Source organism: Microbacterium sp. LWH12-1.2, from assembly GCF_040675825.1.
Lineage (GTDB): Bacteria > Actinomycetota > Actinomycetes > Actinomycetales > Microbacteriaceae > Microbacterium.
On record NZ_JBEGIJ010000001.1, the window covers coordinates 2,895,729 to 2,922,195 of the forward strand.

At 67.6% G+C, this 26,467-nt stretch carries 27 protein-coding genes; 6 read left to right on the plus strand and 21 right to left on the minus strand.

Going from position 1 to position 26,467, the window contains the following annotated elements; translation table 11 throughout:
* Nucleotides 1-2: 2 nt before the first annotated feature.
* Nucleotides 3-512, plus strand: a complete 510-nt coding sequence (locus tag MRBLWH12_RS13830; protein ID WP_363549862.1) for a GNAT family N-acetyltransferase — start codon at nt 3-5, stop codon at nt 510-512.
* Complete coding sequence (locus MRBLWH12_RS13835; protein WP_363549865.1) at nt 509-826, plus strand: NIPSNAP family protein; 318 nt, start codon at nt 509-511, stop codon at nt 824-826. Before MRBLWH12_RS13830 ends, MRBLWH12_RS13835 begins: the two co-directional genes overlap by 4 nt.
* A gap of 60 nt (nt 827-886) precedes the next feature.
* Here the strand turns inward: MRBLWH12_RS13835 and dnaB are convergent, their stop codons facing one another.
* Entirely contained in the window at nt 887-2,260 is a 1,374-nt protein-coding gene (gene dnaB, locus MRBLWH12_RS13840; RefSeq protein ID WP_341976726.1) for a replicative DNA helicase, read from the minus strand.
* A 626-nt stretch (nt 2,261-2,886) separates the two neighbouring features.
* Nucleotides 2,887-5,169, minus strand: a complete 2,283-nt coding sequence (locus MRBLWH12_RS13845) for a DNA glycosylase AlkZ-like family protein (RefSeq protein WP_363549867.1) — start codon at nt 5,167-5,169, stop codon at nt 2,887-2,889.
* Between the two features lie 61 nt (nt 5,170-5,230).
* Between MRBLWH12_RS13845 and MRBLWH12_RS13850 the strand changes: the two genes are divergently transcribed.
* Nucleotides 5,231-6,190 (plus strand): helix-turn-helix transcriptional regulator, encoded by a 960-nt coding sequence (locus MRBLWH12_RS13850; protein ID WP_341976723.1) that lies wholly within the window; start codon nt 5,231-5,233, stop codon nt 6,188-6,190.
* Between the two features lie 20 nt (nt 6,191-6,210).
* Here the strand turns inward: MRBLWH12_RS13850 and MRBLWH12_RS13855 are convergent, their stop codons facing one another.
* The 15 genes from MRBLWH12_RS13855 to MRBLWH12_RS13925 form a co-directional block, all read right to left on the minus strand.
* Complete coding sequence (locus tag MRBLWH12_RS13855) at nt 6,211-7,038, minus strand: CPBP family intramembrane glutamic endopeptidase (protein WP_363549870.1); 828 nt, start codon at nt 7,036-7,038, stop codon at nt 6,211-6,213.
* A 245-nt stretch (nt 7,039-7,283) separates the two neighbouring features.
* Complete coding sequence (gene rplI / locus MRBLWH12_RS13860) at nt 7,284-7,736, minus strand: 50S ribosomal protein L9 (RefSeq protein ID WP_341976721.1); 453 nt, start codon at nt 7,734-7,736, stop codon at nt 7,284-7,286.
* An 11-nt stretch (nt 7,737-7,747) separates the two neighbouring features.
* On the minus strand, nt 7,748-8,002 hold the full coding sequence (gene rpsR / locus MRBLWH12_RS13865; RefSeq protein ID WP_102193582.1) for a 30S ribosomal protein S18: 255 nt from the start codon (nt 8,000-8,002) through the stop codon (nt 7,748-7,750).
* A 46-nt stretch (nt 8,003-8,048) separates the two neighbouring features.
* Entirely contained in the window at nt 8,049-8,564 is a 516-nt protein-coding gene (locus MRBLWH12_RS13870; RefSeq protein ID WP_341976720.1) for a single-stranded DNA-binding protein, read from the minus strand.
* 5 nt (nt 8,565-8,569) lie between these two features.
* Nucleotides 8,570-8,938 (minus strand): 30S ribosomal protein S6, encoded by a 369-nt coding sequence (gene rpsF / locus MRBLWH12_RS13875; RefSeq protein WP_102193584.1) that lies wholly within the window; start codon nt 8,936-8,938, stop codon nt 8,570-8,572.
* A gap of 157 nt (nt 8,939-9,095) precedes the next feature.
* Nucleotides 9,096-10,532, minus strand: coding sequence for a DUF6716 putative glycosyltransferase (locus tag MRBLWH12_RS13880; protein WP_363549874.1), 1,437 nt, complete (start codon nt 10,530-10,532; stop codon nt 9,096-9,098).
* Nucleotides 10,529-11,401 carry an N-acetylneuraminate synthase family protein gene (locus MRBLWH12_RS13885; RefSeq protein ID WP_363549877.1) on the minus strand — a complete coding sequence of 291 codons (873 nt, stop codon included), beginning with the start codon at nt 11,399-11,401 and terminating at the stop codon, nt 10,529-10,531. The genes MRBLWH12_RS13880 and MRBLWH12_RS13885 overlap by 4 nt, the downstream gene beginning before the upstream one ends.
* Before the next feature lie 68 nt (nt 11,402-11,469).
* Nucleotides 11,470-12,630: an acylneuraminate cytidylyltransferase gene (locus tag MRBLWH12_RS13890; protein WP_363549879.1), complete on the minus strand. Its 1,161-nt coding sequence runs from the start codon at nt 12,628-12,630 to the stop codon at nt 11,470-11,472.
* Complete coding sequence (locus tag MRBLWH12_RS13895) at nt 12,627-13,976, minus strand: polysialyltransferase family glycosyltransferase (RefSeq protein WP_363549881.1); 1,350 nt, start codon at nt 13,974-13,976, stop codon at nt 12,627-12,629. Before MRBLWH12_RS13895 ends, MRBLWH12_RS13890 begins: the two co-directional genes overlap by 4 nt.
* The gene (locus tag MRBLWH12_RS13900; RefSeq protein WP_363549883.1) at nt 13,973-14,953 is read right to left on the minus strand and encodes a glycosyltransferase family 2 protein; all 981 of its coding nucleotides are present in this window, start codon (nt 14,951-14,953) and stop codon (nt 13,973-13,975) included. The genes MRBLWH12_RS13895 and MRBLWH12_RS13900 overlap by 4 nt, the downstream gene beginning before the upstream one ends.
* Nucleotides 14,954-15,051: 98 nt before the next feature.
* A complete protein-coding gene (locus MRBLWH12_RS13905) occupies nt 15,052-15,891 on the minus strand; it encodes an ABC transporter ATP-binding protein (protein ID WP_363549885.1) in 840 nt (279 codons plus the stop codon).
* On the minus strand, nt 15,884-16,681 hold the full coding sequence (locus tag MRBLWH12_RS13910) for an ABC transporter ATP-binding protein (RefSeq protein ID WP_363549887.1): 798 nt from the start codon (nt 16,679-16,681) through the stop codon (nt 15,884-15,886). The genes MRBLWH12_RS13905 and MRBLWH12_RS13910 overlap by 8 nt, the downstream gene beginning before the upstream one ends.
* Nucleotides 16,678-17,589 (minus strand): ABC transporter permease, encoded by a 912-nt coding sequence (locus MRBLWH12_RS13915; RefSeq protein WP_363549889.1) that lies wholly within the window; start codon nt 17,587-17,589, stop codon nt 16,678-16,680. Before MRBLWH12_RS13915 ends, MRBLWH12_RS13910 begins: the two co-directional genes overlap by 4 nt.
* Entirely contained in the window at nt 17,586-18,647 is a 1,062-nt protein-coding gene (locus tag MRBLWH12_RS13920; protein ID WP_341976711.1) for an ABC transporter permease, read from the minus strand. Before MRBLWH12_RS13920 ends, MRBLWH12_RS13915 begins: the two co-directional genes overlap by 4 nt.
* Nucleotides 18,648-18,660: 13 nt before the next feature.
* Nucleotides 18,661-20,250, minus strand: coding sequence for an ABC transporter substrate-binding protein (locus tag MRBLWH12_RS13925; RefSeq protein ID WP_363549892.1), 1,590 nt, complete (start codon nt 20,248-20,250; stop codon nt 18,661-18,663).
* A gap of 197 nt (nt 20,251-20,447) precedes the next feature.
* On the opposite strand from MRBLWH12_RS13925, the gene MRBLWH12_RS13930 reads away from it, so the two are divergent.
* Nucleotides 20,448-20,987 carry an Lrp/AsnC family transcriptional regulator gene (locus MRBLWH12_RS13930; RefSeq protein ID WP_363549894.1) on the plus strand — a complete coding sequence of 180 codons (540 nt, stop codon included), beginning with the start codon at nt 20,448-20,450 and terminating at the stop codon, nt 20,985-20,987.
* A 15-nt stretch (nt 20,988-21,002) separates the two neighbouring features.
* On the opposite strand, the gene MRBLWH12_RS13935 is transcribed toward MRBLWH12_RS13930, so the two are convergent.
* Both MRBLWH12_RS13935 and MRBLWH12_RS13940 read right to left on the minus strand, forming a co-directional pair.
* Entirely contained in the window at nt 21,003-21,362 is a 360-nt protein-coding gene (locus MRBLWH12_RS13935; RefSeq protein WP_341976708.1) for a hypothetical protein, read from the minus strand.
* A gap of 7 nt (nt 21,363-21,369) precedes the next feature.
* Entirely contained in the window at nt 21,370-21,957 is a 588-nt protein-coding gene (locus MRBLWH12_RS13940; RefSeq protein WP_363549896.1) for a GNAT family N-acetyltransferase, read from the minus strand.
* 99 nt (nt 21,958-22,056) lie between these two features.
* Here MRBLWH12_RS13940 and MRBLWH12_RS13945 point away from each other — a divergent pair, with 99 nt between their 5' ends.
* Both MRBLWH12_RS13945 and MRBLWH12_RS13950 read left to right on the plus strand, forming a co-directional pair.
* Nucleotides 22,057-23,049, plus strand: a complete 993-nt coding sequence (locus MRBLWH12_RS13945; RefSeq protein ID WP_363549899.1) for a hypothetical protein — start codon at nt 22,057-22,059, stop codon at nt 23,047-23,049.
* Complete coding sequence (locus tag MRBLWH12_RS13950) at nt 23,046-24,155, plus strand: hypothetical protein (RefSeq protein WP_363549901.1); 1,110 nt, start codon at nt 23,046-23,048, stop codon at nt 24,153-24,155. The genes MRBLWH12_RS13945 and MRBLWH12_RS13950 overlap by 4 nt, the downstream gene beginning before the upstream one ends.
* 227 nt (nt 24,156-24,382) lie before the next feature.
* On the opposite strand, the gene MRBLWH12_RS13955 is transcribed toward MRBLWH12_RS13950, so the two are convergent.
* Together MRBLWH12_RS13955 and MRBLWH12_RS13960 are read right to left on the minus strand one after the other, a co-directional pair.
* Entirely contained in the window at nt 24,383-24,784 is a 402-nt protein-coding gene (locus MRBLWH12_RS13955) for a DUF779 domain-containing protein (RefSeq protein ID WP_363549904.1), read from the minus strand.
* A 67-nt stretch (nt 24,785-24,851) separates the two neighbouring features.
* Nucleotides 24,852-26,402, minus strand: a complete 1,551-nt coding sequence (locus tag MRBLWH12_RS13960; RefSeq protein WP_341976703.1) for an aldehyde dehydrogenase family protein — start codon at nt 26,400-26,402, stop codon at nt 24,852-24,854.
* Between the last annotated feature and the right edge of the window lie 65 nt (nt 26,403-26,467).

Genomic DNA, 26,467 nt, shown 5'->3' on the forward strand with positions numbered 1-26,467 from the left:
TAATGCCCAGCCCGCGACCGCTCACCTTCGAGATCGTCGACCCCCACAGCGAGGATGGGGCGAGGGTGCTCGTGCAGTACTACACGGACATCGTCGGCCGGTACTGGGGGCGCGCGGCGACGCCGGCCGAGACCGAGAATGCGATGCTCGACGAGCCCAGTGACCACCTGCGCGGTGACGGAGGGTTCCTCGTACTCGTTCGAGATGGAGCGGATGCGGTCGGGTGCGGCGGTGTCCGCATCGTCGAGCAGCACGTCGGCGAACTCACGCGGATCTACCTCGATCCCGTTGTCCGCGGCCGCGGTGCGGGACGAGCCTTGCTGAGCGAACTCGAGGCGATCAGCATCCGTCGGGGAATCCGGACTCTGCGGCTGACCGTGCGCCAGGACCTGGTGGAGGCTCATGGGCTCTATCGGCGTTCAGGGTATGAGCCGGTCGAGGCGTTCTCGACGTCGCCTTATGCCGATCACTTCCTTGCGAAAGAACTCGAGCCACTCGAAGGGGCACCATGATCTCCATCCATCTCCGATACGAAATCGATCCGGACAAGCTTGACGAATTCCGTGAGTACGGGCGCCTCTGGATCCCTCTCGTCGAGCGTTTCGGCGGACGTCATCACGGTTATTTCCTCCCCAGCGAAGGAGACAGCGACGAGGCATTCGCGCTCTTCACCTTCGATTCCCTCGCGGCATACGAGCGTTACCGTCAGGATTCTGCGAACGATCCGGACTGCGTGGAGGCGTATCTCTACGCGAAGCGCACCGGGTGCATCCGACGCTACGAACGTCGGTTCCTGACTCCGCTGTTCGGCGCAGCCGACGAGTAGGAACACCTCGCACTGGTGGATGCAACGCACTGTTCGCGAACGATACGGCGCGTCCGATCACTAGGCGAAGTCCCCACCCGGCGCCATGTCGCGGAAGCGCGAGTAGTGACCCTGGAAGGCGACGGTGATCGTCGCGGTCGGGCCGTTACGGTGCTTGGCCACGATGAGGTCGGCCTCGCCGGGGCGGATGTCCTTGTCGTAGACCGAATCGCGGTGCAGCAGGATCACCATGTCGGCGTCCTGCTCGATCGAGCCCGACTCACGAAGGTCGCTGATCGCGGGCTTCTTGTCGGTGCGCTGCTCGGGACCACGGTTCAACTGCGACAGTGCGATGACCGGAACCTGCAGCTCCTTCGCAATGAGCTTGAGGCTACGTGAGAACTCCGAGACTTCCTGCTGACGCGACTCGACGCGCTTGCCCGAGGTCATCAGCTGGAGGTAGTCGATGATGACCATGCGCAGGCCCTCGCGCTGCTTGAGTCGACGGCACTTCGCGCGGATCTCGACGAGCGTCATGTTGGGGCTGTCGTCGATGTAGAGCGGAGCATCATTGATGCGCCCTCGGGTCGCGGCGACCGTGGTCCAGTCCCGAGGGTCGAGGTTTCCCTTGCGCAGGTTCTGCAGGGGGATCGCACCCTCGGCACTGAGCAGACGCATCGCGATCTCGCTCTTGCCCATCTCGAGCGAGAAGAAGACGGAGGGGATGTTGTTGCCGATGGATGCCGAGCGCGCGAAGTCGAGTGCGAGCGTCGACTTACCCATGGCAGGACGCGCGGCGACGACGATCATCTGCCCACCGTGAAGACCGTTGGTCAGTTCGTCGAGCTCTTTGAAGCCCGTCGGTACGCCTGTCATCGATCCGTCGCGGCCGCTCGCAGCTTCGATCTCCTCGAGCGCGGCGTCGACCGCGACCTGCAGGGGAACGTAGTCCTCTGCCGTCTCGGACCCGGTGATCGAGTAGATCTCGGCCTGCGCGTTGTTGACGATGTCGGTCGCGTCGCCCTGACCGTCGTATCCGAGCTGCACGATGCGCGTGCCGGCGTCGACGAGCCGACGCAGGATCGAGCGCTCGGACACGATGCCGGCGTAGTAGCCGGCATTGGCGGCCGTCGGCACGATCGACGTCAGCGTGTGCAGATAGTCGGCGCCGCCGGCCCGGCCGAGCTCGCCGGTCTTGATCAGCTCGTCGGTGACCGCGACGACGTCTGTCGGCTCGCCGTGCGAGTAGAGCGAGAGGATCGCCTCGAAGATGAGCTCGTGCTTGGGGATGTAGAAGTCGGCGCCCTTGAGCGTCTCGATCACATCGGCGACCGCGTCCTTCGACAACAGCATGCCGCCGAGCGCGCTCTGCTCCGCGAGAAGATCATGAGGCGGCACGCGCTCCGGCGTGCGCTTTCCCCCGAGACGCTCCTCCGAGATGTCGGCGATCGACACACTGCTCCCTTCGACGCGACGTGATTGCTTCGGATGCTGCTCGAGCCCGATTCGGTGCGGTGGGCGGTGAGGTGGGCCCACGCAGACAGGGTAATCAGGACCCCCCGACATTCGGTCGCTCGACCACGCTAGGAGCGGCCGAATCCACACGCAACACAGGCTGTGGATAACTATGTGGAAAGCGTGCGGACAAAGTCGGAGTGTCTGTGCACAACGCCTGTGGATAACCCCGTGGACTCCCCCACATCTGAAGTTTCTTTTTCCCTACGACCAGGAGTTTCACGTTTCCCCAGCCTGTGGATGGGAATCAACCTAAAGGTTTGATTGAAGGTTTTGCCTTCAAGAGGGGGATGTGCAGAACCTGGGGAAAGTCAAGCCGGATCTCTCCCGGGCGCGCCATCGGGGACGCCCCGTCCTGCCGCACCGAATTCTCCTGGACAACGACCGGGCCCAGGAGTACTCTCGGCGGCACGATGCATGGCGCGTTGTGACGAAGTTTGCCTTCAGGGGGAGGTCGGCGTGGGCGATCGAGCCACCCGGCGCAGCACTCCTGAGGTTGCCATCTGGGGCGGTTTCTGTGTTCTCGCGTGGGCGATCCTCAGCGTCTTCGCATCCCGGACGCTCGATCAACTCCCCAGAAGTTCGACCCTCGCCACCCCGAGGAACGTGGCGAGCAGCTTTCCCTCCGTGACCAACTCCCCCGCAGCGGCGTCGTCGAGTGCCGTGAACGGAGTGATGCGCAAGGCATCTCCGTCGCGACTCCAGGTGCCGCGGAAGAGACCGTCCAGAAGGAACGTGCCGGCGCGTGCTCCGTTGCCGGGCGGCAACGGCACGCGGCGGGACGTGTCGATGATCCGCCGTCGATCCCGATGCGAGAAGAGGACGTTGTCGTACTCGGGGAGGAACCGTGGCGGCACCGGGATGTCCGCATCCGGCCGCGGTGCGTCGGGGAGGTCGTACAGCGCGTCTCCATGCTCCGAGGTGAACACCCGCAGCTGCGGCGCCAGGCGATCGAGAACCTCGCGCAGCCCGGTCAGTCCCGACCACGCCTGCACGTCACCAACACTGGCGGGTCCGAAGGCACCGATGTACCGCAGCACGACATCGTCGATCGACGGCGCGGGGACGAGGGGCCTTCCAATCCAGGCGTCCATCAGGGCGAGTCGTGCCGCGCCCTGCGGTTGCCCCCACACACCCCTCGGTGTCGGCTGGACCGTCGGCAGCAGATAACTGACGGCATACGCCATGGCATCGGCATCCAGCTCCGGCCACCGCTCCAGGAAGAGCCGGCGCAGTTCGACCCGCGATCGAGGCCCCTGCGCCAGCAGTTCGCGACCGAGCTCCACGACCTTCCGTTCGTCGTCGTGCGTGAGCTGACTGCTGAATCCGCCCTTGAACCCGCGGGCGATCGCCGGTTCCACCAGCGGCCGCAGCTGCAGCGCATCGTCGGCCGTCACCAGATGCACCGTGCCGCGCATCAGGGTCGCGCGGACGAGAGAGCGCTCCTCGAGCGCATCCGCGAGCGCACGAGGCGCGAAGTCGCCGAGCCGTGTCCACAGTCCGACATAGGGAGCCAGCGGCGCTTGCCCCTGCATGCCGACGAGCAGGTGGACCGCATCGGTCACGGACTGGCACCCCGCTCGATCAACAACTGCCGGGAGAGCAGCGCCCTGTTCAGCGCCCGGTCGCTGAGAATGTGCTCCGGCATGATCAGCGGTGCTCGCCGAAGAAGCGGCGAAGATCCGTGACGAGGACTTCGGGTGCTTCCATCGCCGGGAAGTGGCCGGCGATATCGTGCTCGGTCCAGGACTCGAATGCGGATGCCGGATCGACGACGGGGCGGACCGAGAAGTCGGCGGCGAAGACCGAGACCGCAGCCGGGGGCATCGCCGGGGCCTCCCAGCCGCCGGAGTCGCCTCCCTGCCAACCACCGGAGTCCCCCGTCTCCCCGTCGCCGGAGTCGCTCCCTCGTAGAGCGCATGCGCAGACGACCAGCCGCCCTCCGTGAACCAGTACAGGCTGACGGTCGTCAGCAGGCGGTCGATGTCGACGGCATCCTCGGGCAGGGCGGCCGTCGGATCGCTCCACTCCTTGAACTTCTCCACGATCCACGCCAGCTGGGCGACGGGCGAATCGTTGAGACCGTAGGCGATGGTCTGCGGGCGGGTGGCCTGGATGTGCAGGTAGCCCGCGCCGTCTTCACGGAAGGTGTTGAACCGCTCCGCGCGTTCCCGATCAGCCTCGTCGAGGCCCTCGACCGGGATCGCCGGGCCCAGCGGGAACGGGCTCGGGCCGTTGACGTGCGTGGCGATGATCCGTCCTGGCGCCACCATCGGCAGCATCCCCACGATGCCCGATCCGACATCGGTGCCCTGCGCGAGGAATCGGTCGTAGCCGAGTCTCGTCATCACCTCGACCATGGCGCCGGCGACACGGAACAGATCTCCCCACCCCGCACCTGCCAGCGGCGAGAACCCGAAACCGGGCAGTGACGGGATGACAACGTGCACGGCATCCTCTTCTCGCCCACCGTGCGCGACCGGGTCGGTGAGCGGTCCGATCACGTCGAGGAACTCGACGAACGAGCTCGGCCAGCCGTGCAGAAGCAGCAGCGGCCGTGCCCCTGGCACCGCGGAGCGCACGTGCACGAAGTGGATCGTCTGGCCGTCCACGTCGGTGATGAAGTGAGGCAGCTCGTTCAATTGCGCCTCCTGAGCTCTCCAGTCGAACCGGTCGCGCCAGTACTCGGCGAGCGGGCGGAGGTAGCTGACCGGAACGCCGCGCTCCCACGCGGTCTCCTCGAGGTCGCGCGGCCACCGGGCCTGCGAGATCCGATCACGCAGATCGTCGAGGACGCTGTCGTAGATGTCGATGCGGAAGGGCTGGATGCTGCTCGATGTGTTTGTCATGATGCCAAAGTAGAAGTAGTTGCGGAAGGTTTGCTTCCGCAATGTAAAAGAAACTGGAACCATGTTGAGAACCTCCGAGCGCCTGCTGCAGCTGCTGTCCCTCTTGCAGGTCAGACCGTACTGGCCAGGGCACGAGCTCGCCGAGCGCTTCGAGGTGACCACACGGACGATCCGCACCGATATCGAGCGTCTGCGCGAGCTGGGCTACCCCATCCAGAGCACCCCAGGCGTCGCGGGCGGGTACCGGCTCGGCGCGGGAGCCGCCCTGCCCCCGCTGCTCCTCGACGATGAGGAGGCGATCGCGGTGGCTGTGGGTCTGAGCACCGCCGCAGACGGGTCGATCGCCGATCTCGAGGAAGCGTCCGTCCGCGCCCTCGCGAAGCTGCACCAGGTACTGCCGTCGCACCTCCGCCATCGCATCCGCACCATGCAGTCGACGATGGTCGCCGTGCCGTTCCATGGACCCTCGGTCGGCTCCGACTTGCTCCTCACCCTGGCGACCGCGTGCCGGGATGCAGTGCAGCTCAGGTTCGACTACCGATCGCACTCCGACTCGGCGTCGCGCCGCATCGTCGAACCGTACCGACTCGCTCTGCGCGCCGGACGCTGGTATCTGCTCGCCTTCGATCTCGAGCGCGACGATTGGCGCACCTTCCGCGTCGACCGGCTCTCCCCCCGTCTTCCCACGGGCCGGCGATTCACCCCTCGCGAGCTGCCGCCAGAAGGCCCGGCCGACCACGTCGACCGCGGCGTGGCCTCGGCGCCGTGGGAGTACCGTGCGCGCATCGTGATCCTCGCACCCCTGTCTGTCGTCGCCGAACGCCTGCCCTCGTCGGCGGGTCGTCTGACGCAGCGGGATGACGAGAGCTGTGTGCTGGAAAGCGGCTCAGACGACCCGGCCGCGCTGCTGCGTCACCTCAGCATGCTCGACCTCGACTTCTCGGTCGCCGACACACCAGCGCTTGCCGCCGAAGCCCGCCGGCTCGCCGATCGTCTGTCGCGCGCCGCCGGTCGAGAGTGACGGCCCCGGAGATCAGGACGTCATCGCGTCTCGAACTGAGGCTCACCCTCTCGTCCGTGTTCTGCTTGCCCCACACGGCCACGGATGAAGAAGAGCAGCACGACACCGACCACGATGACGGCGATGTTGCCCAAACCGGCGATGCCGGTGAGCGTCCCGCCGGCTGGGAACAATGTCTGCAGGAAGATCGACGGGTCGGTCATGGCGTGCAGCAGGATCGGCCAGATCAGGTTGCCGGTGACCCGCAACGTCAGATACATGCACAGCCCGAACGCGAACGTGTAGACGAGCTGCAGCAGGGTCACGAACACCGATTGCCCGTTCAACAGGTTGCCGGCGTGCATCGCGGCGAAGAGCGCTGCCGACACCAGAGCGACCACGATCTCTGTATAGCCGTGCTTGCGCATCAGCTTCACGACGAACCCGCGGGTGAGCAGTTCTTCGGCAATGCCGATGAAGAGACCGGCCACAAGCCAGGCGACCACGATGCCGACGCCGGCCTTGCCGTAGTCGATCGTCGCGAAACGCAGCACGTTGAACAGGATGACGACCGCGACCGCGATCCACATCCAACGGCGCCCCGCGATCGGCTGCGGACCGAAGAGTTCTCGCAACCACCCCAGGGACCAACCGAACGCCAGGAGGATCACCGCGCCGAGCGCGATGGGCAGTCCGGTGCCGACGAGCACTTGCAGCGCCGGATCACGGGTCGAGGTGAGAAGCGGAAGGAACAGCAGCGACCCGAGCTGATACAGCACGAAATACGCCCCGACGGCGAGCAGCGAACGCCACCAGCCGCCGCGCTCCCAGAAACGTCGCCATCCCGAGGGGGTCATCTGCTCTGCCACGACTGGCCTCCGTCTCCTTGTTCGCCGCTTGCTGATCAGCCGCCACGAGAGCGTCTGCGCGACGAAGTGCGACGATTTCGTCTGGAACCACGGTAGTGGCAGAAGCGCCGATGCGAGGTCGATTCCGCATCCGCGCAGGCCCAGTCCGATGCGTTTCAGACCTCGCACCGCGGCGCACCTCGGACGCCACGAACGACGAATGCCCCCGTCCCGAAGGACAGGGGCATTCGTACGGGTATCGCGCCTTACTTGGCGGCGACGACCTGCAGCGTGATGACTGCGGTCACGTCGTCGTGCAGACGAACCGTGGCCTCGTGCTCACCGGTCACCTTGATCGGCGACGTGATGTGCACCTTGCGCTTGTCGATCGCACCGAGGCCCGCGGCTGCGACTGCATCCGCGATGTGCTCGGTCTTGACGGAACCGAAGAGACGGCCTTCGCCGCCCGCCTTGACGGCGAGGCGAACCTTGGTGCCCTCCAGAGCGTTCTTCAGCGCCACAGCGTCGTCACGGTCGTGGATCGCGCGTGCCTGACGCGCGGCCTGGATCGATGCGACCTGCTTTTCGCCACCACGGGTCCACGCCGTAGCGAAGCCCTGGGGGATGAGGTAGTTACGGGCGAACCCGTTCTTGACCTCGACCACGTCACCGGCGCTACCGAGCCCGGCGACCTCGTTCTTGAGAATCAGCTTTGCCATGTCCCTACCCCTCAGCGTCCGGCGCCGGCGTAAGGCAGGAGTGCCATTTCGCGTGCGTTCTTGACCGCCGTGGCGATCAGACGCTGCTCCTGCACCGAGACACCGGTGATACGACGGGCACGGATCTTGCCGCGCTCCGAGACGAACTTGCGAAGGGTTGCGACGTCCTTGTAATCAATGACGCCAACCCGGATGGACTTCGCGGGAGCGGTGGGCTTGCCACCCTTCCGCGGCTTGCGGCGGTCGCCGCTCGACTTTCCAGCCATAGTTATTCCTTATTGATGAGCGGATGCCGAGGCATCCGGAATCCTGTTAAAACGGGGTGTCGTCGCCGAAGCTGCCCGGAGTGCTCCAGGCATCTGCGCTGGTCGAAGAACCGGGCGTCGACCACGGCTCCTCCGACACCTGCTGCTGCGCGGGACGAGACTGTCCACCGCCACCGCCACCGCCGGCACCGCCGGTCGAGGCCGCACGGGTGACCTGCGCCGTTGCGTATCGCAGCGAGGGGCCGATCTCGTCGACCTCCAGCTCGATCGCGGTGCGCTGGTTGCCCTCGCGGTCCTGGTAGGAGCGCTGACGGAGGCGACCCTGCGCGATGACGCGCATGCCCTTCGTCAGCGAACCCGCCACGTGCTCCGCGAACTCGCGCCAGACGGATGCGCGGAGGAACAGCGCGTCGCCGTCCTTCCACTCATTCGCAGCACGGTCGAAGTTGCGCGGCGTCGATGCGATGGTGAAGTTCGCCACCGGCAGCCCGTTCTGCGTGTACCGCAGCTCGGGGTCGGCCGTGAGGTTTCCCACAACGGTGATGACGGTTTCGCCGGCCATGAGACTTAGGCCTTCGCAGCCTTGGCAGCCTTGCGGGCAGCCTTCTCGTCGGAGCGCTTCGCCTCTGCGATGACCATCGCCTGAGCCTCTTCAGACCGCAGCACCTTGGTGCGCATGATCTGCTCGTTCAGCTTCAGCTGACGGTCGAGCTCCTGCGTGGCCTCGCTGGTCGCGGTGAAGTTGACGACGGCGTAGATGCCCTCGTTCTTCTTCTGGATCTCGTATGCAAGACGGCGCTTGCCCCAGATGTCGACCTTGTCAATCGAGCCACCATCGTTGGTGATGACCTTCAGGAACTTGTCGAGCGTAGGGGCTACCTGGCGCTCGTCGATCTCGGGGGTCAGAATGACCATGAGTTCGTACTGGTGCGTCACTTACCCACCTCCTTCGGACTAGAACGGCTTCCGGGAATTTCCCGAAAGCAGGAGGGTGTGTGAACGTGTCGGCCGTTTTCCGGAGATCCCGGAATCGAGCAGACAACCTTGGCAGTCTAGCGGAGATCCGGGCGTGTCGCGAACGCTGCGCCCGTGGTCAGCGGCGGATCGGATCGCGGTGCGGGGTCGGCTCGAGGGTGTAGTCGGTCCCGGCATCCGCCCAGGTGTCCTCCGCGGCACGCCCGCGGGCCTGCCGCAGCGCGACGATGCCGCGCACCAGCGGACTGCCGATTCCGAGCGCGACGCGTCCGACGAGCGTGCGGTCCTCGGCACCGAGCACGCTCGCGCGGTGCCAGGCGGCGTGCAACGCACCACCGCGCCCGACGGGCACGGGCCTGGCGCGCAGTCCGCCCTCGCGACGCAGCACGACCAGCTGCTCGACCTGCTCCCACCAGGTCGATTCCGCAGCCCGATGGAAGTAGTTGTCGCGCAACCACTGCGGATGCGGATGCCGGAACCGGCGACCGATGACCTCCTCCGCGCCGCCCAGAAGTCCGCTGCCGACGAAGACGGTGTTCAGCAGCGGCTTGCTCACGCCGAACATGTCGAGCGCGATCACCGGGATGTCGCGCGCGATCGCCTCGACGATCGCGGTGGAGCTGACCGTGACCAGTCCTTCTGCGCTCTCCAGGGCGGTCGCCATCGGCTGATGGGAGAACACCAGGTTCGCGGGTCGCGCACCGAGCAGATCCGCATAGGCGTCGCGCTCGAGATGCGTCTCGGCCTCGCCCGGCCGCGAGCGCAGCTTCACGACCACACGCCGGGTCGGATCGGCCTCAGCCGCCTGGCGCAGCACCTGGGCGAGGGCCGCCCGGTCGTGCCGTTCGGCCGGCACCAGGGCCTGCGCGGCGAACACGAGGTCCGTACCGAGCACCCGAGGCGCGGGGCGTTCGGCGAGAGCGACCGCCCGCGCCGAGAAGGCGCGCGTGCTGCCGTGGCCGACGGCGCCGCTCGCCGTGCGGTGACCCGCTGATCCGGCGTGCGTCGAGCCATCCGCCCGCGCGATCCCCGCGGAATCCGGCCGCGCGAACGGCAGCGTGGCCAGTGCCGTCGGCATCACCACACCGATCCGGCGCCCGAGCTCCGCGAACGCGCGCTCCTCCCGATGCGAGTGCAGCACGAGGAGGTCGCTCTCGCGGCGGTACTCGAGGGCTCCGCGCTGCGCCGGGATCGACATTCCCGGCAGCCCGCTGACGACCACAGGGCGACGTCGCAGCCGGTCGATGCGACGCGCCACGAGCCGCACGAACGGCCCGCGCCCCGCCAGCACGACGACGTCAGGGCTGTGACCGCCCAGCCAGCCGTCGAGCTCGTCGAATCCGATGCGCGTCACTCCGCCATCGGCGAAGGACGTGCCGGCGAGCGCCGCCCGTTGCTGCGACGGGCTCACGGTCAGCGGCGTGCGCACGATCAGCAGGTGACGACGGATGCCCGGCACCGTGTCGAGCAGCGACGCCGACCACTTCACGAACGAATCGGCGTCGGCGATCGCGACGACCCGCAGCGGATCCCGGAACGACGCGGAGGCGCTCATGCCGGAACGCGACGCAGCTTCGCCATCGGAGCCTGCTCGCCGGGGAAGACCCGCTTCACTCCGTCGCCGAGAGCGGTCTCGATGACACGGATGTCGCGCACCAGATGGGCGAGACCGGCCGGCTCCAGCGACGCGGCATGATCCGAACCCCACATGGTGCGGTCGAGGGTGATGTGCCGCTCGACGGCCACGGCGCCGAGCGCAGCGGCCGCAAGGGAGATCTGCAGCCCGCGCTCGTGCCCGGAGTATCCGACCGGTACGCCGGGGTAGCGGTCGCGAAGCGTGCTGATGACCCGCAGGTTCGCCTCCTCCGGCTCCATCGGATACGTCGAGGTGGCATGCATGAGAACGACCCGATCGGTGCCGAGGGTGTCCAGAGCCCGGTCGATCTGCTCGATCGTCGACATGCCGGTGGAGAGGATGATCGGCTTGCCGGTCGCGCGGAGCGCCTCGAGCAGCTCGATGTCGGTGAGGCTGGCCGAGGCGACCTTGTGCGCCACGACGTTGAGGTCTTCCAGGAATGCCACGCTGGGCACGTCCCACGGGGAGGCGAACCAGTCCAGGCCCTGCAGGGTGGCGTGGTCGCCGATCTCGACGTACTCGTCGCGGCCGAACTCCACGCGGCGGCGGTAGTCGAGGTAGGTCATGGTGCCCCAGGGCGTCTCGCGCGGCACGTTGCGCATGTGTTCCGGCGTCGAGATCTCCGGAGTGCGCTTCTGGAACTTCACCGCATCGGCACCCGCGCGCGCCGCGACGTCGATGAGCTGCTTGGCGATGTCCACGTCGCCGTTGTGGTTCAGGCCGATCTCCGCGATGACATATGCGGGACGGCCCCCTCCGATCACACGCGATCCGATTGTGACGGTCATGTCGTCCTCCAGTCGTAGCCTTAGCTTCCTGGGTACGCGCCGGGGGTGAACATCGCGCGAATCGCGGGTTACCGGGGTCGGTCGACCTGCAGAACGCGCTCGATCAGCTCGCGGACGGCACCCTGTCCGCCGGCGGCGCTGAGCACCACGCGCGCTTCGGATCGCACCAGCGGATGCGCGTTCGCAACGGCCACCGGCCAGCCCACCGACCGCATCGCGGCCAGGTCGTTGACGTCGTTGCCGAGGTAGGCGATGTCCGAGAGTGCGATGCCGTTCTCGGCGGCCCAGTCGGCCAGCGCCGCCTGCTTGTCATCGATGCCGTGCAGCACCGGTACGCGCAGCTTGTCAGCGCGGGCGCGCACGACGGGGTTCGTCTCGGTGGAGAGGATGAGCATCGGGATGCCGGCACGCCGCAGCAGCGACACCCCCATGCCGTCCTCCCGGCTCACGCGCACGAACTCGCGGCCGTCGCTGTCGATGAGGGCGGTGTCGTCGGTGTGCACGCCGTCGAAGTCGGTCACGACTGCCCGCACGTCGATCGCCTCGGTCTCGATCACGAGACCGGCCACGGCGGATGCCACGGCGAGGTGCTGAGCATCGTCGATCTCGACCGCCGTCCACTCCGGCACTTCGACGACCCCGATCCTGCCGAAGAACCGGTGCCCCGCGCGGTGGAACCCCTCGGTGCCGAAGGCGTAGAAGGCTCCGGTCTCGAGGTAGTGCGGTTCGCGGTCCTGGCGCCGCGGGCGGTGCGCGGCATCATGGTTGACGGCGACAGCGGTGCCGTCCTCGCAGCGTGCCCACAGGAACCCGTACGTCTCATGCGCCGAGAAGACGCTGTCGTAGCTTCCGGAGCGCACCTGCTCGATGGCCTCGTCGATCCCCTCGCTCGGGATGAACGGCGAGGTGGCCTGCACGAAGACGACGATGTCGACCGGTATCCCCTCGCGCTCCAGATCGTCGAGGGCATGCAGCACTGCACTCTCCGACGACGCCGTATCTCCGGAGAGCTCGGGCGGGCGCCGGACGACGTGCGCACCGGCGGCGGCGCTCACCGCGGCGATCTCATCGTCGTCGGTGGTGACGACGACGATGTCCACCCCCTCGGCAGCGGCAGCAGCACGCACGGCGCGCACGATCAGCGGAACGCCGCCGACCCTGCTGAGGTTCTTCCGCGGGACCTGCTTGGATCCGCCTCGTGCGGGAATGATCGCTGCCACTCGGATCATCGGCCACGCACCACCTTCCATGCTCGTGCGGCGCGCGTCCGCGCTCCGGCGATCGTCAATCGAAGTTCCTCGGCGCGTCCGACGCCGCCGGTGGACCGCAGCGCCCGGCGGACGATTCCCTCGTGCGGTGCGCCGGGCAGGCGCAGCTCGATGAGGCGCTCCGGGGAGAAATACCGGGCCCGCTCGGCGGCGTTCAGAGACCCGAGCAGTTCCTCCGCACGCGGCCGCAGATGCGCGGCGATGACCGGCTGCATGGCATAGCCGACGGCGTCGATGAGCAGCTGCAGCCGCTCGGGGTCTCGGTACGGGGATCCCGGCCGGGTCAGCGCATCCACGATCGTCGCCGGCACCCGATTGCTGTTCTCGCACGGTGTCAGCCTGCGCAGCACGGTCGCCGTTCCCGCCGCGGCGATCGGGCGGCCGGAGAGCGCCTGCACGGTGGGCAGCGCCGTCGAGAAGCCGGCGACCACGCCGACGGCCTCCAATCGGTCGGCGACGAGCTCGGCCGATTCCGGTCCGTCGTACACGGCGAACTCCATGTCGTGGCTGCGCGCTTGCTCGCGCAGTGCCTCGACGACCTGCGGCGGGGCGGCCGGGTGCGGCTTGAAGACGATGCGCCCCGGTGCCCACTGCGCCGCGTGGTCGACCATCGCCTGCTGCATCGCGATCTCCTCGGCGGGGGCGACGAGGCCGAGAGCGGCGAGGTACTGACCGAGCACGAGCGCCGTCGGCGTGCCATCGGCGAGAGCATCCAGGTCGGGGTCGGATGCCGCCGTCTCGGCGAGCACGGCACCGAACCGGCTCGGCGGCACCGGCACTCGTGCCGCGCCGGTCTCGGTGAAAACGAGCGGCTCGACACCGGGCACGACATCGGCGTAGACGACCCGGCCGATGCGCTCGACGACCGTGCGCGGCAGCGCGACGCGGATCGGCGAATAGGTCATCAACCCGTCGCCGATGATCGTCAGTCGCGCGTCAGGGAACAGCGACAGCAGGGTGCGCGCCGGCGCGACCTGCGGGCTCTGCACGCACAGCTCCAGGTCGTCGTCGAGTTCCCAGGCGCGGGTGAGCAGGCGCCGCAGCACGACCAGGTCACCGTCAGAGGGGTCCCAGGAACTCGGATGCAGCGGCGTGAGCAGCGCATCCAGCGACTCGACCCGGTCGAACCGGGCGCGCAGCGGGGCGAGGTTCGGGAGCTCATCGATGCCGTGCGTCGTCTCCGGTACCCGGGCGGAGTTGAAGGGCACGAGGATGCGCGGGCCGCCGGCGTCGAAGACACCCTCGTCGATGGCCGCGGCGGCGGTGGCCAGGCCATAGGCGCTGTGCAGGGCGAAGAGCTGCGTCATGCTGCGCGCCCCGCTCCTCGGAGGGACCGTGCGAGGACTCTTCGCCGCGCTCCGGAGAAGTCATCGAGAACCGCGGCGACCTCGGCGGCGGGCAGGCGGCGAAGCAGGTCGCGGATGCCACCGCGCATCTCCGCACGAAGCCGAGGCGTCATCTGCCGGGAACGGACGAGGTGGTGCGAGCTCAGAGCGAGCGCCGTCCAGACCGCTTTGGGCAGGAAGCGCTGCGCCTCGGCATCCTGTTCCACGATGTCGATCACCTGGCTGAGCGAACGGGCGAAATCGAGCTGACGGCGATCGTGGACGCGGGTGAGCGAGGTCGAGACGCCTCGGCGATAGAGGAGTGCGGGTGCGTCGACCACGGCGAAGGTATCGGCGTTCAGGTGCAGACGCCAGATCCACGGCCGGTCCTCGGCGGTGAACAGCCCATCCGGGAATGCGGCGAGGCCGCGATCGATGAGGCTCCGGTGGAAGATCCCTGCCCAGGCGTACGGGTAGTCGACCATCGTCGTGTCGTCGGCGGGGAGGATCGCCTCGCGCGGCGAGGCCACCACACCGCGCCAGGCGAACGGAGCGCGCACGAGCGTGCGCTCGGTGCCGGTCACGCGCACGTGGTCGGTGCGCACGAAATCGCAGTCCAGCGCGCGCAGCCGATCGGCGAGCACCTGCAGGCGACGCGGCTGCATCCAGTCATCCCCGTCGACGAAGCAGAAGGCCTCGCCCTCGACGTGCGCCAGCCCCTGGTTGCGGGCGGTCGCGAGACCGACCGGGCGAGGATTGACGAGCACCTCCGCGTGCGCGAAGCGCTCCGCGTAGCGACGCATCTGCGCTCCGGTGTCGTCGCTCGATCCGTCGTCGATCGCCACGAGCTTCAGCGCGGCCGGATCATCGAACTGCCGCAGCAGCGTCTCCAGCGTCGTGCCGATGAACGCTCCGGCGTCCTTCGCGGGAAGGATGACGGTGACGGATGGCGTGCGCACAGAACTCCCCGGGGCTGGACGGTATCCGGCATGGTGGCACTCCCCGCTTTCCGGCGAGCGACGCCCCGGTGAACAGCGAGTGACCGGTGTCGGCCCGCTCAGCGCACGATCGGCGCGACCTCGATCCAGTTCAGCCGGTCCTCGGCCGTCGGCGCATCGGGAATTCGCCCTGCCCCATCCGGCTCCGGGATCGCGGCCAGCAGCGATCGGGTGTACGGATGCTGCGGCTCAGCCCACAACTCGGCAGTGGGGCCGGATTCCAGCACCTGGCCGCCGTACATGACGAGCGTGCGGTCGGCGATGCGCTGCACCACCGCGAGGTCGTGCGAGATGAACAGCATCCCCGCCCCCGCTTCCGCGACGAGGTCGCGCATCAGGGCAGCGACGCTCGTCTGGGTGGACGCGTCCAGCGCCGAGATCGGCTCGTCGGCGACCAGCAGAGCAGGTCGTGCGGCGAGCGCCCTGGCGATGGCGATGCGCTGCTTCTGACCGCCGGAGAACTGGTGCGGGAAGCGCGTCGCGACCTGGGTGGGCAGACCGACGCGCTCCAGCCACTCCTCGACCCGTGACCCTGCTTCGCCGCGGTGTCTCGCGGTGGCGATGCCGTCGGCGATCTGGTCGCCGACCCGGCGACGCGGGTTGAGCGAGGTCGACGGGTCCTGGAACACCATCTGGATGCCGGTGAGGGCGGTCGGGCGACGGCGGATGCCGAGCGGCGCGACCTCGGCATCGCGGAATCGCACGCTCCCGGCCGCGATCTTCTCGATGCCGACCACGGCGCGGGCGAGGCTCGACTTGCCGCTGCCGGATTCGCCGACCAGCGCCACGGTCTCACCCGCGGCCACCTGCAGGGACACCCCGTCGACGGCGATCACCGGAGGATTGCCGGGGTATCGCACCACGACGTCCCTCGCATCGAGGACAGCGACCTCACTCATTCCCGTCCTCCTCGATCCGTGACCCGGGCAGTGCCGCGAGAAGCTTCCTGGTGTACTCGTGCTGCGGTGAACGGAACAGCGTCTCTCTGTCGGCACGCTCGACGACCTGGCCGTCCTTCATCACCATCACTTCGTCGGCGATGGCGCTCATGACGCCCAGATCGTGCGTGACGAGCAGCACCGCGAGTTCGCGCTCGGACGCGAGGTCGCGCAGCAGGCGCAGGATCCCCGCCTGCACGGTGACATCGAGCGCCGTCGTCGGCTCGTCGGCGAGGAGCACCTCGGGGTCGCAGGCGAGGGCGCACGCGATCGCGATGCGCTGGCGCTGACCTCCCGAGAACTGGTGCGGATAGCGTTTGAGGGCCTCGGCGGGATTCGGCACCTGCACGGTCTCGAGCAGTTCCACCGCGCGGTTCCGCGCCGCGTCGCCGCGGAGTCCGAGGTGCACCCGCATGTGGTCGGTGAGCTGGCGGCCGACCGGGAGTTGCGGATGCAGAGATGCCGATGGGTCCTGGAAGACCATCGCGACCCGTCGGCCGCGGATGCGATTCAGCGCGCGACGGGGCATGCCGAGCAGTTCTTCACCACCGAGCGTGATGGAACCGCCGGCGCGCGCCTGCCGCGGCAGCAGGCCGAGCACGGCCAGTGCGGTCAGTGTCTTGCCAGAACCGGATTCACCCGCCAGGCCGTGGATGCGACCCGGCTCGAGTTCCAGGGAGACACCGCGGACGAGAGGACGACCGATGTCGATGGTCAGGTCCCGGATACTGAGGACGCTCGCGGCGCTCATGCGGCCACCCCCTTCGCATCCGCGACGCGCTCCGCCTGCTTCTCGTGCGTCACCTCAGCCGTCGGGTCGAGGACATCGCGCATCGCGTCCCCGAGGAAGTTGAACGCGAGGACGACCGTGAGGATCGCGAGTCCGGGGAACACGCCCAGCCACCAGGCATCGAAGTTCTGGATCGCGGCCGAGATCATCGACCCCCACTCGGCGGTCGGCGGTTGTGCACCGAGCCCGAGGAAGGACAGCCCGGACAGCAGCAGGATCGCCGCGCCGATGTCGAGGGTGGCGAGCACCAGCACGGGACCGGCGATGTTCGGGAGGATGTCGACGAAGAGCGTCCGCAGCGGCGAGTGGCCGAGCAGGCGCCCGGCGATCACGTAGTTCTGCCCGCGGAGCCCTAGCACGATGCTTCTGGTGACACGGGAGTACTGCGGCCATGACACCACGACCGCGGCGATCACCGCATTGAACAGCGAGGGGCCGAGGGATGCGGCGACGACCATCGCGAGGATGACGGTGGGGAACGCCATGAAGAGATCGGTGATGCGCATGAGGGTCTCGTCGACCCAGCCGCCGAAGTATCCGGCAACGGCGCCGATGACGGTGCCGATCACCATCGCGGCGATCACGAGCATGAGTGCGAGCGGAAGGCTCACGGTCGCGCCGGTCATCAGCCGCGAGAAGATGTCACGGCCGTTGCCGTCGGTGCCGAGAAGCGTGTCGATGCCCGGCGGCTGCAGGCGCGGCAGCACCTGCGCGTTCGGGCCGAACGGCACCCACCACTGCGCGGTGAAGGCGACGACGATCCAGGCGGCCGCGATCAGCGTGCCGATCACGCCGAGCGGAGTGCGCCAGGCGCGCGGCCAGCGGAAGCGGAACCGCCAGGGTCCGGATGCTGCGTCGATGCGGCTCATGCGATCCTCACTCTCGGGTCGAGGACGCCGTAGAGCAGATCGACGACGAAGTTGATGAGGAGGTAGATGAGTCCGACGACGAGGCCGACGCCCATGATGCCCGGGAGGTCGAGGTTCGCCGCCGAGTTGTAGGCGTAGGTACCCAGGCCCGGCCAGGCGAACACCGACTCGACGAGCACGGTGCCCGACAGCAGCGATCCGAACGCGACGCCGACGACGGTGAGGATCGGAAGGGATGCACCACGGAGCACGTAGCCGAGGATCACGCGCATGGCGGGCAAGCCCTTTGCCCTCGCCGCCCTGACGTAGTCGCTGCCGAGCACTTCGAGCACCGAGGTGCGGATGAAGCGCGTGAGCAGGCCGATGGTGACCAGCGACAGCACCATCACCGGCAGACCGAGGTGTGCCAGTGCGTCGAAGTACCCGACGCCGTCCCCGTTCAGGAGGTAGTCGATCGTGTACATGCCCGTCACCTTCGGCGGCGGAGTGATCGATGGCGAGATGCGTCCGGATCCCGGTGCGATGTGCAGCTGCAGGAAGAAGATGTAGAAGCTGACCAGAGCCAGCCAGAAGGTCGGCACGCTCAGCCCGATCAGGGTCACCACGCGGATCACCTGGTCGGTGACGAGGCCACGGCGGTACGCGGCGAGGGTTCCGAGCACGGTGCTCACCGCGAGGCTGAGGATGATCGCGGCGATCGCGATCTCGATCGTGGCCGGCACGGCGGTGGCGAGGTCGCTGGCGACCGGGCGACCGGTCACCAGCGACGTACCGAGGTCTCCGCGGAGCAGGTTCCCCATATAGATGAAGTACTGCACGATCAGCGGCTGGTCGAGGCCGTGCTCCTTGATGAACGCCTCGCGCGTCGCCGGGTTCTGCGATGCCCCCTCACCCAGCGCCGCGGAGACGGGGTCTCCGGGCACCAGGTTGGTCAGCGCGAACGTGACGATGGTGACGCCAACGAGCAGGAGCAGCGAGGTGCCGATGCGGCGCAGCAGGTAGCCGGCGAGCGGCGACCTGCGCCGCGTCGCCTGCTGCCTCACCGCAACTGTCGTCATGAGAGCGGCCCGCTCAGCCGGCGGGGTTGATCTCGGCAATGTCCATCTCCCACACCGAGTTGTACACGGCGCCGGTGACGGCGTCCGCCGTGGCGATGTTGCGACCGGGGACGATCAGCGGCACGAAGGGGCCTTCGGCCTGCATCGCCTCGGCGAATGCCGTGAACGCGGAGGTGCGCTGCGCAGCATCCGTGGCGCTGGCGGCATCCGCAGCGATGCCCGCGATCTCCGGGGTCGCCTCTGCGGCCCAACCTGAGCGCAGGCCGACCTTCAGGCCCGGCCCGAAGGGGAGGAAGTTCGCCGAGTCGGCGTAGTCCGGACCCCAGAACCACAGGCCGAAGCCTTCGGTGCCGTTGACGTAGGCGTCGAGCTCCGTGGCGAACGGCTGCGGGGCGAGCTCGACCTTGATGCCGGCGTCGCCCAGCTGGGCCTGAACGCGCTCGGCGAGCGGAGTGAACTCCACGCCGCCGACCGGGTAGTCGTTCGGGAACTGCAGCTTCAGGGTCTGGCCTGCGTAGCCTGCCTCGGCGAGCGCGGCCTCTGCCTTGTCGAGATCCTGCTCGACACCGCTGTCCAGGGCGCCCTCGAATCCGGGCGGGATGACGCCGGTGGCCTGCACGGCGCCGGCACCGGCCAGTTCGAGCAGCGCGTCGTAGTCGAGCGCGTAGCGGATCGCCTCGGCGATCTTCACGTTCGCGAGCTCTCCTGCGACGGCATCCGACTGGTTGAGGAGCAGGAAGATCGTCTGGCCGGACGGCACCGATTCGACCTCGAGTCCGTCGCCGAGTCCCGCGACCTGGTCGCCGTTGAGGTCCATCGCGACCATGGAGTCGCCGCCCTTGAGGTTGGCGAGCTGCGTGGCGCTCTCGGAGACGTTCCGCACGACGACGCGGTCGTACCCGGCCTCTTCGTCGCCGTTGTACTCATCGTTCTTCGCCAGGACGACCTGCGAGGAGAGATCGAGCGTGTCGAGCGTGAACGGACCGGATCCGGCGGACTCGCCGTCGAGGAACTTCTGCGCGCTGTCGGTGCCGTCGATCGCACCGCCGTTCTCGATCACGACGTCGGAGTTGACGATGCCGAGCGCGGGGTTCGCGAGGATCGCGGGCAGCTGCAGGAGCGGGGTCTCGGACGTGATCGAGATCGTCTTCTCGTCGACCTCGGTGATCGTGAGACCGCCGAGGAGGAAGTTGGGCTTCGCGTCGACCATGCCCTGGACGCGCTGCAGCGTGAAGACCACGTCCTTCGCCTCGATCGCCGAGCCGTCGGAGAAGACGCGGTCTCCCTCCAGCGTGAAGGTGAACTCGGTCGCGGTGTCGTTCTGCTCCCACGAGGCGAGACCGGCGACCGGGGTCGAGACATCCGAGCCCTCGAAGTCGACGAGGGTCTCGTAGAGCGCCTTCGCGATCATGTTGCCCGTCGGGTCGTAGGTGTGACCGGGGTCACCCGTCTCGATGGAGAACGCCGTGTCGATGACGAGCGAGCCGCCACCGTCGGAGTCTCCGCCGCCGTTGTTCGCGGAGTTTCCGCCGGAGCAGCCGGCGAGGGCCAGGAGCGCGACGGCTCCCAGGGCGATGAACGATGTGCTTCGGGGCGACACCATGGCGACCTCCAAGGGCGAGGAGTACATTCGGGTAAGTCGGCACCGTTGTGGACGACCGGGATCAGATTCCCACGATATGCGACGATCCGTCTATCAAGAATGCGTAACGCTGTGAAGTTCTGATGCCAAACCCCTTATTGAGGAGCAGTATGTCCAGTAGAGACACGGAAGTCCCGAAGCAATCTGGACGAAGTGCCATGCCACTGGATGATGTGTCGTACAGAATTCTGGACGCGCTGCGCGAGAACGGCCGCGTCTCGATCGCGGCTCTCGCCGAGCGGGTCGGCATCTCGCGGGCGAGTGCGTACACGCGGGTCGAATCCCTCGTGCACGATGGCGTGATCACCGGGTTCAGCGCCCGAGTGGATCCGGCGAAGGCAGGACTGTCGATCGCCGCCCTCGTATTCGTGACGGTCATGCCGCAGTCCTGGGCGTCGTTCCGCGAGCGCGTGACGGAGATGCCGGATGTGGAGTGGTGCGCCATCACCACGGGCGAGCACGACGCGATGCTCCTGATCCGCGCCGTCGATGTCGGCGGCGTGCATGAATTCTCCACCGGTGTGATCGCGCAACTTCCGGAGGTGCGCACGGTGGTCAGCGTCGTCGTTCTCGACGAGGTGATCCGCCGTGCCTACCTGCTGCCGTCGGATCTTCCCGAGCGCAACACCGAGATCCCGTTGGGAATGACCCGCTGGACGCCGGCATCGCCCGGCCGGGACACGCTGCCGCCGCGCTGATGCCCGCCCCTGCGGTCAGATCGCGGCAACCTCTTCGCACACGCTGAGCTGCGGTGCGCCGTGCATCTCGTAGTGCTCCACGAGGCGGATGAGTCCGTCCGCGGTGAGTTCGAGCTCGCTCTCGCCGTCGCCGGTGACCACCGTGCCGTCTGACACCAGCACGTGCACGAACGACACCCAGATCGAGTCGGCCGTGCGCGTGCCGACGAATCGGCCGAACGTCACGGTGTCGCCGGAGTACTCGCCCCAGATCGCACCGTCCCGCTCCCAGTAGACGAACTCGCTCGGCGCGTCAGGGTCGACAGCCGACGTCGTGGAGGACACCATCCGGAATCGGCGGCCGTCGAGGGAGGGGATGGTTGCAGTCGGGTTCACCCCTCGATTATGAGGGATGCACTCCGACACCAGCCGCGCGTCCGGCGCGCCACTCCCTGTCGAGCAGGCCGTAGATCAGCAGCGTCGTCCACTCCTCCTTGAACCAGGAGCTCTCCACCAGGCGCGCCTCCTGACGAAACCCCAGCCGATCCACGACCCGCGCGGATGAGGTGTTCCGTTCGTCGATGCGTGCCGCGATCCGGTGCAGCCCGAGCCCCTCGAACCCGAGCTCGAGAAGGGCGGCCACGGCTTCCGTCGCATAGCCCTTGCCGGATTGTGCGGGGTCGAGGATGTAGCCGACCTCGCCCTCACGATCTCTCTCGCTCCGCCAGAACAGCACCACGTCCCCGACCAGCCGGCCGGTCTCCCGTTCCTCGATGCCCAGGCAGACGGCGTCGTCCTGCTTCTCGAAGCGGGTGGTCGACCACCGAGTCTGAATCCTCTCCTCGATGTCGGGGAGGGAGAGCTGCCCGTACGGGACGTAGCGCACCGCATCGGCATCCGATTTGTAGACGAGCATCGGCGCGGCGTCATCCAGCGTGAGCGGGCGCAACAGCAGCCGTTCAGTGCGGATCGGATACTCCGGTGCGTGCATTCTTCCTCCTGGTGGTGCGGACCCGAACGGCTTCCACCGTAGCCGGGGGCGCGGCGGGTAGGCGCGGCCGGTCCGCAGCGCCCGGGTAGCGTGGTCCCCATGGAGTGGACAGCGGATCCGTCGGCCGGGAGCTGGCTGCGCGAGCGACTCGACGACGGCGTTTCGACGGGCACGGACGCCTGGACCATGCACGTCGTGGTGCCGCGCGGCTACCCGGCGTACGCGCGCGTGTTCCACCCCGCGCGCCGCGACCGCCCGGTCGGAGACGAGTGGCCGGGACTCCCCTACGATGCGCACCGCCACGCGTGGGATGCCTTCCAGGCACGCGACCCGGAGATCATCGGTGAACAGGTGAGCTGGGCAGACACCGCCGCCGCGATGGGCACGAAGATGCATCGCGAAGCGCAGTGGCAGCACCTCGTCGCGCCAGGGCGCATCGTCGAGAACGAGGACGGCCCGCGCGACAGCGCCGGGTGGCGTTACCAGGATCCGCCGATCGGCGGGCTGGAGATCGAGTCGCTCGCCGCCGTCGCCGAGCACCTCGTCGCGCACACGTCGACCCCGGATGCCGGGTGGGCGGCGGTCTGGGAGGGATGGGGCGGCCTCCTCGGATTCCGTGGTCACGGCCCGTCACGAGCATTCCTCACGTTCAGTGACGATCCGAACCATCAGGCGATGCTCGGCCGCAGCGGTCGCGACCCCTTCAACAGCGTGTTCCGGAAGAAGACGTGGCAGGAGGGAATCCTCTCCCGAGAGATCTCCGAGGGCCCGAGACTCGAACTCCCCGACCGTCGACATGTCTTGTTCTCTGCAGCACCGCGGACCTTCGCGCACCCCGATTGGATCCTCGACGCGCCGTGGCGCGACCGCCTGGCCGAGGAGCACGGCTTCCCGCCCGCGGCGCAGAGTCCCAGCATCCTCTGGCCCGACGACCACGCCTGGGTGCTGGTCAGCGAGGTCGACTTCGATTCGACGATCGTCGCCGGATCGGAAGCACTGATCGCGACGATCTGCGCCGACGAACGGCTCGAGGCTCTGCAGATCCCCGAGGGCGCCGACCTCACCAACGATGCCGACGAGGTGAACCGATGACATCCACCCGACCGGAGTTCACATTCGACGCCCGCCCGCTCACGGATGCGGTCGATCCTCGAGGAGTGAGCGCTTTCGCCGCGGAGCTGCGGGCGCGGGGCACGTCTGGACCCTCCGTGTCGACGATCATCGCCATCGTCTCGCTCGTCATCGCTGCGATGGTGTTCATTCCGGTGACCGCGACGGTCGTCGTCGCGATCGCCTCGTCGAGCAGGTCGCCCTGGACCGCCGCCATCCCGCTGGTCATCCTCGCCGTGATCCTCGTCGGCGGCGGTGCGCTGGCGTGGGTCGGTGTTCGCGGAGCACGCGAACGCCGCTACCGCCTGCATCGCTTCGCACAGGCGAACGGGATGAGTTACGAGGCGAAGGTTTCTGATCCACCGCTGCCCGGCATGATCTTCAGCATCGGTGGCGGACGTGTCGCGAAAGACCTGGTGCGCGGAACCTCACCGCGGTTCGTCGAGTTCGGGAACTACCAGTACACGGTGAAATCCGGGAAGAACTCGACCACCTACAGCTGGGGCTACGTCGCCGTGAAGCTCGACGTGCCGCTGCCGAACATCGTCCTCGACGCCGAAGGCAACAACTCGATGTTCGGGTCGAACCTGCCGGCGGCGTTCCAGAAGGAGCAGCGCCTCTCTCTCGAGGGCGATTTCGACAAGTACTTCGCGCTGTACTGCCCGGCCGGCTACGAGCGCGATGCTCTGTACCTGTTCACGCCCGACATCATGGCGCGATTCATCGACAACGCCGCGCAGCTCGATGTCGAGATCGTCGACGACTGGTTGTTCCTCTACACGAAGCGCCAGGTCTCGACCCTCGATGCAGCGACCTGGGCGTGGTTGTTCGGCACCGTCGGCGCACTGATCACCAAGTTCGACCAGTGGGCGCGCTGGCGCGACGAACGACTGCTCGAAGAGAACCCCACCGCAGCATCCGTGGCGGGAACCCACCAGGCGCTGCCCTTCGCGGCGCCTGCCGGAATGCTCACTCCCCCGCCGGGCGTCGCGCAGCAGGGGCGTCGTCTCAAGCGCCGCTTCACCTGGCTGCCGATCGTGGTCATGATCGGGTTCGGCGTGCTCTGGTTCTGGATGCAGCTGCGCTGAGCGCTACCGGATGAGAAGCGGGTGTCGGGGTGGGCGCCTGTTGGGGAACCAGCGTCCACCCCATCCCCCCTCGGGATCGGAAGAAGATCGACTCCCCCTCCGTACGACGGCAAAGCCGCCCACGCCTGCGGTCAGCTGGGGACTGACGCTGCACGGCGTATGCGGGAAAGGGTATACCCGCGTAGGTTGCGGGCGGTTGCGTCCATGCGTCTGAATGCGGCGTGACCTCAGGTCGAGGACTGCGCGAGGCCGAAGTGCTCCAGCTCTGCGTCGTTCAGCATGCGGGAACGGATGAGGAACCGCATGCCCGTCGGACCCTCAACGCTGAAGCCGGCGCCACGTCCCGCTACGACATCAATGGTGAGATGGGTGTACTTCCAGTACTCGAACTGCGACTCCGACATGAACACGTCGATCTCGGCATCCAGGCCCACGTCCAGTGAACCGAGAAGAACGTCACTCGGCCCGGTGATGAACATCCCCACGGGATAGCACATCGGTGACGAACCATCGCAGCATCCGCCGGACTGATGGAACATGAGCGGCCCGTGCTGCGCCGAGAGCTCACGGACGAGGGATGCCGCGGCATCCGTGACCGCAACCCGTCGGCACGTGTCGGTACTGACCATGATCGTGCTCCTTCCTGCGTGGTGCCGGGCGGGTGTCCCCCGACACCCGCCCGGATCTGTTGGCAGCTCAGAAGAAGCCCATCGGCCCTTCGGCGTACGAGACGAGCAGATTCTTCGTCTGCTGATAGTGATCGAGCATCATCTTGTGATTCTCGCGGCCGATGCCCGACTGCTTGTACCCGCCGAACGCGGCATGCGCCGGGTACTGGTGGTAGGTGTTCGTCCACACTCGCCCGGCCTCGATCGCCCGCCCCGCGCGATAGGCGATGTCACCGCTGCGGCTCCAGACGCCGGCACCGAGGCCGTAGAGAGTGTCGTTCGCGATGCCGATCGCGTCGTCGAAGCCATCGAACGAGGTCACCGACAGCACCGGACCGAAGATCTCCTCCTGGAAGATGCGCATGTCGTTCGTACCCTCGAAGACGGTGGGGGCGACGTAATAGCCGTCGCTGAGATCACCACCGAGGTCGACGCGTTCTCCGCCGGTCAGCAGCCGCGCCCCGCCCTGCGTGCCGATGTCGATGTAGCTGAGGATCTTCTCGAGCTGGTCGTTCGACGCCTGCGCACCGATCATCGTGGCAGGGTCGAGTGGGTTGCCCTGGATGACCTTGCCGACGCGCTCGAGTCCGTCGGCGAGGAAGCCGTCGTAGATCGACCGCTGGATCAATGCTCGGGACGGGCACGTGCACACCTCACCCTGGTTGAGGGCGAACATCGTGAAACCCTCCAGGGCCTTGTCGTAGTACGGGTCGGATGTCGAACGGGCGACGTCCTCGAAGAAGACGTTCGGACTCTTCCCCCCGAGCTCGAGGGTGACCGGGATGAGGTTCTGCGAGGCGTACTGCATGATGAGGCGCCCGGTCGTCGTCTCTCCCGTGAACGCCACCTTGCGAATGCGCTTGTGCTGGGCGAGCGGCGCCCCCGCCTCGATACCGAAGCCGTTGACGATGTTGACGACGCCGGCCGGAAGCAGGTCGCCGATGATCTCGAACAGGAAGAGCAGGGATGCCGGTGTCTGCTCGGCGGGCTTGATGACGACGCAGTTGCCAGCGGCGAGCGCCGGCGCGAGTTTCCAGACGGCCATCAGGATCGGGAAGTTCCAGGGGATGATCTGTCCGACCACGCCGAGCGGTTCGTGGAAGTGGTACGCGACGGTGTTCTCATCCAACTGACTGATCCCGCCCTCCTGGGCCCGAAGCACCCCCGCGAAGTAGCGGAAATGATCGACGGCGAGAGGGATGTCGGCCGCGAGGGTCTCGCGGATCGGCTTTCCGTTCTCCCAGGTCTCGGCGATCGCGATGCGCTCCAGGTTCTCCTCGATGCGATCCGCGATTCTGTTGAGGACGACAGCGCGCTCCGCCGGGCTGGTCTTGCCCCAGCCCGCGAACGCCTTCCAGGCGACATCGACCGCGCGGTCGATGTCCTCACTGGTGCCGCGGCCGACCTCGGTGAACGGCTTGCCGTTGACCGGGCTGATGTTCTCGAAATACTGGCCCTTGACCGGGGCGACGAACTCGCCGCCGATGTAGTGGCCGTAGCGGGGGCGGTAGTCGGCAAGCGCTCCGGGCCGACCCGGGGCCGCATAGGCGGTGGACACGTTCTCTTCGACGATGGTCATCGTGACTCCTTCGACGGGCCGCAGCGTCGATGCTGCGTGGCTGTCCCTCGACGGTAGGTCGGCGG